This window comes from Enterobacter cloacae complex sp.6700776 (genome assembly GCF_048284255.1).
GTDB lineage: Bacteria > Pseudomonadota > Gammaproteobacteria > Enterobacterales > Enterobacteriaceae > Enterobacter > Enterobacter intestinihominis.
The window spans coordinates 49,591-55,590 of the sequence record NZ_JBLVYK010000023.1 but is presented as its reverse complement, the minus strand read 5'-3'; the positions used below and the strand labels follow the sequence as shown (position 1 = coordinate 55,590).

Here is a 6,000-nt window from a genome sequence, read left to right as displayed (position 1 = left end):
GTCACGCTGAAAATGCCGGCCTTTGAATGGGTTCATGTGCAGCTCCATCAGCAAAAGGGGATGATAAGTTTATCACCACCGACTATTTGCAACAGTGCCACAATGAGTTACTCCGTAGTAATGCAAAATTACTGCATCGCAATGCAGTAGAAACTATGAAAGCAAACCAACGGCTGGTTATTGATATAAGCACCCTTAAAGAGGTGCAGGATACGCTTATCCAGACGGTTGGCGATGTTGTTAAAATCCAGAGAGAAGGGGCTATTAAGCTCAGGGAAACAGAAAAACAGGTTCTTGCCATGCGTGAGAATTTGCGCACCCGACTGACACAAAAAGGGGTAGATCATGGTGCGTAACCTTAAGAGTAGTGACGATTTTTCCCGTGAACTGTCATTTCTTTTTCACCGGTCTATAAAGATTAGAAATTCAGGTTTCGCGATATTTGGTGCGGGCCTGCTGATAATGATTTTTGGTCTTTGCTTGTGGTTGCTGTCATTACACCTCTCACCTTCAGTTCTGGACTTTGATATTGATGTGCCCTTGTCATTCTTCAATTCATCTGAAGGTGAAGATAAGTTAGTGGTTTCGGATTTTGGCGATGCATTTGGAGGCTTCCTAACTACATATTCTAAGTTGCTATTAGGGATTATGGGGCTATTAGTAGTTTCTTCAACTGCCTTTAAAATTTTAAAGGGGGAGGAAATAGGTGAGATATTCCCGATGCTTCTAATTGCTGGCGCTTTTCTTATCGGCTTGTCAGTTTTTACATCTGCTTTAGGTTCGGAAGAGACTGATGCCACTTCAGCTTCGACTGTAAAGGTTATCAAGAAATATGTAAAACATGAAAAATACGATAAACTTGTCGCATATTTAAATGATAGTAATTGGCCCTCAGGCGAAGAGGTATCTGTAAACTATTTAAAGGCGCAACTACATATAAAACTCGGCAAGCCAGATGTGAAGTTAACACAGAATGTTGTTAGGGCGTATATGTCTGGTGTATTACAGTCAAATATTCCCGTGAAAGTTCGTTATGCATTGGAAAAGACAGCTTTAGATAAATCCGTCTCACCACTTGCGATTCGTTATGAGCAAAAACGTATGTCTAAATCACATACCTTTTCAAAAGCGTCGGTTAATTGTCTTAAAGTAGGTAGTCCCGTCGCATTCGTTGGCGTTTTGTTCGCTCTTCTTGGTATAAAAATCAGGCGGCGAGTCAGATTCTTAGAATCAAATTGAATGAAAGCCCGGTACGCTGGGCTTTTTTATTCAGTAACTTTTATCAAATATGTAGTAATTTACCGGAATCTGCTTCTCCAGCTTGTTAGCTGAAAAGCTTACTCAAGTATAATAATCTACTTCTGATTATGTTTTTTATGGTTTTATTTTTACACAACTTATTAAGGATACATGATGTGTAACTTTACTCCTGTTCAAATTATTGCTGATTATATACTGAGGTTTCTTAAAAATAATACTGATGCCAAGCTTTATGAGGCAATGCAGCGTCTTGAAAAGAAAATTGGTCAGTTTGTCGCTGATGGGGTTGATGAACATCAATTACGCTCTTCATTAAGCAAAGTCTGTCGATCTCGTTCCAGGGCGGCTCTTAAAGAGGAGTGTGAACAACTCATTCCATAAAAAGAACATCATACGGGAAAGTTACTTTAACGGTGAATGGCTCGCTTCTGGCGGTTTAAGTTGACGGCCATTCCTACCATAGCCATCATAAAGTATGATTAGCATTCGAGTGTGGCACTACTAATTTTAATGGGCTACGCATTCAGTCTCCACCTCTCTAACTATAAAGGTTCTTTTCATGTCCAATAGCTTCGATAAGCCGCAAACGCTCCCGGTACATAATTCTGATGCCGAACCCTTTTTTCCGAAAAACCTTGGTCCATTTATCGAGCAGGTATCCGGAAGGGATCTGGCAATGCTCACAGAATCAGAGAAGGAAAAACTTGCGCACCTGATCAGAACTGGGCGTAAATATGGAGTTTCTGTCGCTATCGTTCCTGATACAGATTCTGCTGAGCTTCATGAATTACTGTCTAATGCCGATTCCATTGAAAGGCAGTTTTCCATCTATGAACGCATCCAGACGAAGATTGCGTTCACGCGGTGTCAGGAAGCATAAACAAAGTGAGAAATACAACTACGTGGTATGACGTAGAACATATTGAAATCACCACAGGCGAGCGAGGCGGCAGGATATGGGTGCTGAAGCTCTCCTGTGGCCATACAGTATTTCGCCGAATACCTCCTATACGTCTTCATAACCTCACAGCTTTTTCTCTGCGGGAGCCCCCAGAAAAATGTCGGTGCTCTCTTTGCAATTCAAGTCCATAATAAAGCCTTTTTAAAGGCCACAAACTGCATATCACAGGATAAATCATCCTCTACAGCGTTCATTCTTAAACGCAAAATTTATATTTCATTCATTCTATTTTAAAAGCGTTATAAAAGACGGAATCCTATTTAGTCTGTTTGATGCTTAAATCATCTTCAGTGCCTTTTATCTTTTACCCAGCGACTTTAACATTAACCTGAGCAGAAAACTTGTTTTCAAACTAAGTTCGAAAACTTTCTGCTCAGGTTATTAGCCGGGTAAGCCACTTTGTTATATTTGTTTCATGTTAACAGAGGAGGCGATATGCAAATTGAAAAGGTGATGTCATTACTTGAAGTGCTTTCAAGCTGGCTTGAAGATAACATCAATATGGATTCTGAAATTATCTTTGATAATGACGAAGATAATACCAACTCAGAAATTCTGTATCCTGCTGTAGAAAAGGCTAATGCCGTTTTGCGCAAAATGGCATCTTTATCTTCAGATTCTGTTCATGCAATTCGACAGCGCTTGCAGCTTGCCGTAGAAGGCAAAGCTGAATTGTCCCTCAAGGATGTGGGAGAGCTTCTGCTGGCAACAAAGTATCTGATGTTGTCCACTGAAGAGGGAGAGTAAGCCTGTGACCACTCTCGTATTTGAAATGGCAGATATCAATAAACTGATCGAAGAAATTCGCACCGCAAAAACGTTTTCGGTCACCCCAGATCAGATCTATGACCCGGCATGCTATCCGGGGGGAGCCCTCCTTAACGCTGAGGGACAGACTGAAGAAGAGGCGCGTAAAGCTGGTAGGGTTTTCTTTCCCTCATCCTCAAAAATTGCCAGCACACATCTGGTGCCAAAAGTGCTTCTCGCGCACAGTCATGGTGTATACCTGATCACTAATGCTGAGCTTGAGGGCTCTCCCGCATCCCGCGATACTGTGGCTTACGCCCAGGGGATGAATCCAAAACTGGATGAGGACTGGGATTACGCTTGTGATGCCGCTTTGGGTGGGTCTGATTGTAGCTATACCATTCCCGTTGAGTGGCTGGAGTTAGCGGTAGAGCAGGGTTTTCAGGAGTTTCGACTTCGAATGAGTGAAACCAATATCAAACTTGTCAGCAAATAGTATGTCCTTGCTGTTTCCAGTCAAACATTGTCCGCCAGTCGAGCTGCTGGCGGATTGTTTTATATAAGGCCGGGAAGGTATGTCAGGTTTAAGCAGTTCCGCCCAGAAGCTTACAAGGGCGCAGATTTACGTGTTAAGACGGATGGCATCCGGCACGATCTATGATATCTCTGGCAATTTCAGACGGGCCAGAGAACGGCGTACGTTTATGGGGAATCCTGATGATGTGACGTGCAGGAGCTCTCCGGTCCTGTTCCGGCTGGGCCTCGTGGAGTTATGCCAGCCAGTAAGGCATCTGGAGCCAGGTTTATACTATCGGCTCAAGTTGAGCTCCTCAGGGCATGAAGCTCTTAAGGCGAACGCACACCTCTAACATTTGAGATAGTTCGTTCGCAGCCAGGAAAGTAACTTTCATCTCAAGTGTGACCCTTACTACCTCATTTATGAGTAAAACCCCCCTCTGATATGTCGAAAATGCTCATTTATACGAAAATAGTTTCTCTTCAGGTGTGATGTAATTACTGAGAATTCTCCCTGAATGGAAGGCAACCGATGAAAATGTTTTTTACCCCTTATGTTCGTATCGTTTTCTATTTTTGCGCATTGATTTTTATTGTTTACAGTTTCAGTGATTTTTTCCAGGGCGTCCCTGACAGCACCTTCTTCAGTGCGGTCATCACGCTACTTGTTATCGGAACCATTGTTGCCCGGCATCTGGATCGCAAAAAATCTCTCAAATATACTTCACAGATTTAAGTTTCCACTCAGGCCACTCTCGGGTGGCTTTTATAATTTAATAAGGACCGGTTCATGCATAACCACGAAATTCAGACCATTGCTATATTTAGTGCCCAGTATAAAAACATCGAAGATGCTGAAAATGCAGGTGCTTTATATTCAGTAGATATTGAATATCCGATGACACTAAATGATTTATCGCGGCTTTGCGACTCTATTGCCGAAGCAGTAGGTGTGCCTGGCGGCGTCAAATACCAGTTCGTGTCCCAGCCGGAAGCGCATGAAACCAGCTTCTGATAACCAGTAACCAAACTGCCTAAAAGCAGGTGCAAAGCCATGAAACAAACAAAGTCTTCTATGTCACGTATTGTGCAGCTGTACGACGGGAGCCGATACGGAAACTGCGAGCAGGCTGATAACGAAGGAGAGCTTTTTACGGTGGTGTTGAATAAGCCTTCGCAGATCGATGACATCCGTAAAATCGTAGACACAACCGCCGAAGTACTTGGCAAAGCTTTGCCAGTACTCCTCTTTTAAAGCTTACATCCGTGAAGGATAATTACGGTCTTACTACTTTCAGTTTTTCATTCCAGTGCCGTCCATTTTAATTTATCGATTTTAAGCGGTCGGCGCTATTTCATTGTTTCTTTTCCGACTGTAATTCCTTATATATAGGAATATTTCAAAGAATTTATCTCAGGTTATTTGTGGCGTGGTGCCAGTTGTTATAATGATTCCACATAATCTGGAGAGTCAATCATGATCACATCTCTAATGAATTTCCGCGATTTAACCGGAGAGGCAGTCATCCAGGCGCGGCAATGCGTTATTAATGCTGAGATCGAAGCGGCCCGGGAAAAGGTAATTCATGCTCGTTCGTTATTCAAAGCGGGTATACATAATGTTGTAAACGGTAGTTCTGGCATTAAGGCTGCGGCAGCACATTTTCTGGTGATAAAACGTTTACAGACTGACACTCGGTATCTGGACGCGGTTATCACTGATAACCTTTGCATGTTTTCTCCTGAGGGTTATCTGTATCTGTTTATGCAACAACGTTATTTCCTATAAAACAATGGGTTAGGTAAGTATCTTTCCATTAAAAACATTAAAAAGGTGACTTGATGAAACCATTTGGACTTGCCGGAAAACCCCGGCCCGAACCTTGCGGCTGCTGCTGGTATACCCGTGAGGACTGCCCTTACGTCAGCGCAAAACAGATCTATCGCCGCAGGCAGCGCAAGGCAGAACGCCAGCGTCAGCGCAGCACCATTGTGATGGCCGTTTCTGAATTTCGCTGACCTCTTCTGGAAATATCATTTTTTCTCCAGAAGAATTTTAAAATAAAGGGAAATCTTTTCACGGGTATCTGATGTTTATTGTTTATGGTAAATTGCGCCACATTAATTGTTTGTGGCGCAGTTCGTGATGGCTTAAGGATATAATATGAAAATCAGCCAGCTGGAATCCGGGATGCAGGTTTGGTCTGTAACCCGTACCAAAATGGGAAATACCACCATTTCAACGGTCATTGTCCACCCCGTTGTCATTATTGAAATTCATGATAACCATGTGATTGCTCGCTGGAACGGCAATGCACCACGTCGGTTTGGAGAAACGGCTATCAGGGGCTGGAAGAAGGAGAAGCCACTGCTTGTCCGTGAGCCTTTCGGAAATGTTCGTCTGGCCACCCGGGCTGAAAAAACCGCTATGCAGGAAAAAGAGTAATACCCCCTTTTAGCACCCACAATTTCACCGTCCATCTGCCTTTAACCTTGCCTGTTATTAACGGAATCCT

12 protein-coding genes are annotated in these 6,000 nt (G+C 43.1%); all 12 read left to right on the top strand.

Annotated features, from left to right (window positions below; genetic code table 11):
- Positions 1 to 26: 26 nt before the first annotated feature.
- The 12 genes from ACNQ0T_RS21295 to ACNQ0T_RS21240 all read left to right on the top strand — a co-directional run bounded on the left by ACNQ0T_RS21295 (position 27) and on the right by ACNQ0T_RS21240 (position 5,930).
- A complete protein-coding gene (locus ACNQ0T_RS21295) occupies positions 27 to 356 on the top strand; it encodes a toxic anion resistance protein (RefSeq protein ID WP_004248813.1) in 330 nt (109 codons plus the stop codon).
- Entirely contained in the window at positions 346 to 1,239 is an 894-nt protein-coding gene (locus ACNQ0T_RS21290) for a hypothetical protein (RefSeq protein ID WP_000252081.1), read from the top strand. Before ACNQ0T_RS21295 ends, ACNQ0T_RS21290 begins: the two co-directional genes overlap by 11 nt.
- A gap of 174 nt (positions 1,240 to 1,413) precedes the next feature.
- Entirely contained in the window at positions 1,414 to 1,641 is a 228-nt protein-coding gene (locus ACNQ0T_RS21285) for a hypothetical protein (RefSeq protein WP_000336109.1), read from the top strand.
- A gap of 178 nt (positions 1,642 to 1,819) precedes the next feature.
- Positions 1,820 to 2,140: a hypothetical protein gene (locus ACNQ0T_RS21280; RefSeq protein ID WP_000071366.1), complete on the top strand. Its 321-nt coding sequence runs from the start codon at positions 1,820 to 1,822 to the stop codon at positions 2,138 to 2,140.
- A gap of 516 nt (positions 2,141 to 2,656) precedes the next feature.
- Positions 2,657 to 2,968, top strand: coding sequence for a DUF957 domain-containing protein (locus tag ACNQ0T_RS21275; RefSeq protein ID WP_001165367.1), 312 nt, complete (start codon positions 2,657 to 2,659; stop codon positions 2,966 to 2,968).
- 4 nt (positions 2,969 to 2,972) lie between these two features.
- Positions 2,973 to 3,464: a DUF3085 domain-containing protein gene (locus ACNQ0T_RS21270; RefSeq protein ID WP_001371932.1), complete on the top strand. Its 492-nt coding sequence runs from the start codon at positions 2,973 to 2,975 to the stop codon at positions 3,462 to 3,464.
- A gap of 552 nt (positions 3,465 to 4,016) precedes the next feature.
- Positions 4,017 to 4,220: a hypothetical protein gene (locus ACNQ0T_RS21265; protein ID WP_000781547.1), complete on the top strand. Its 204-nt coding sequence runs from the start codon at positions 4,017 to 4,019 to the stop codon at positions 4,218 to 4,220.
- Between the two features lie 54 nt (positions 4,221 to 4,274).
- A complete protein-coding gene (locus tag ACNQ0T_RS21260) occupies positions 4,275 to 4,499 on the top strand; it encodes a hypothetical protein (RefSeq protein WP_000551490.1) in 225 nt (74 codons plus the stop codon).
- Between the two features lie 39 nt (positions 4,500 to 4,538).
- Positions 4,539 to 4,739, top strand: coding sequence for a hypothetical protein (locus tag ACNQ0T_RS21255; protein WP_000814953.1), 201 nt, complete (start codon positions 4,539 to 4,541; stop codon positions 4,737 to 4,739).
- Positions 4,740 to 4,961: 222 nt separating this feature from the next.
- A complete protein-coding gene (locus tag ACNQ0T_RS21250) occupies positions 4,962 to 5,273 on the top strand; it encodes a hypothetical protein (RefSeq protein WP_000633161.1) in 312 nt (103 codons plus the stop codon).
- 53 nt (positions 5,274 to 5,326) lie between these two features.
- A complete protein-coding gene (locus ACNQ0T_RS21245; RefSeq protein WP_000802040.1) occupies positions 5,327 to 5,503 on the top strand; it encodes a hypothetical protein in 177 nt (58 codons plus the stop codon).
- Between the two features lie 145 nt (positions 5,504 to 5,648).
- The gene (locus ACNQ0T_RS21240; RefSeq protein ID WP_000703842.1) at positions 5,649 to 5,930 is read left to right on the top strand and encodes a hypothetical protein; all 282 of its coding nucleotides are present in this window, start codon (positions 5,649 to 5,651) and stop codon (positions 5,928 to 5,930) included.
- The last annotated feature ends 70 nt before the right edge of the window (positions 5,931 to 6,000 follow it).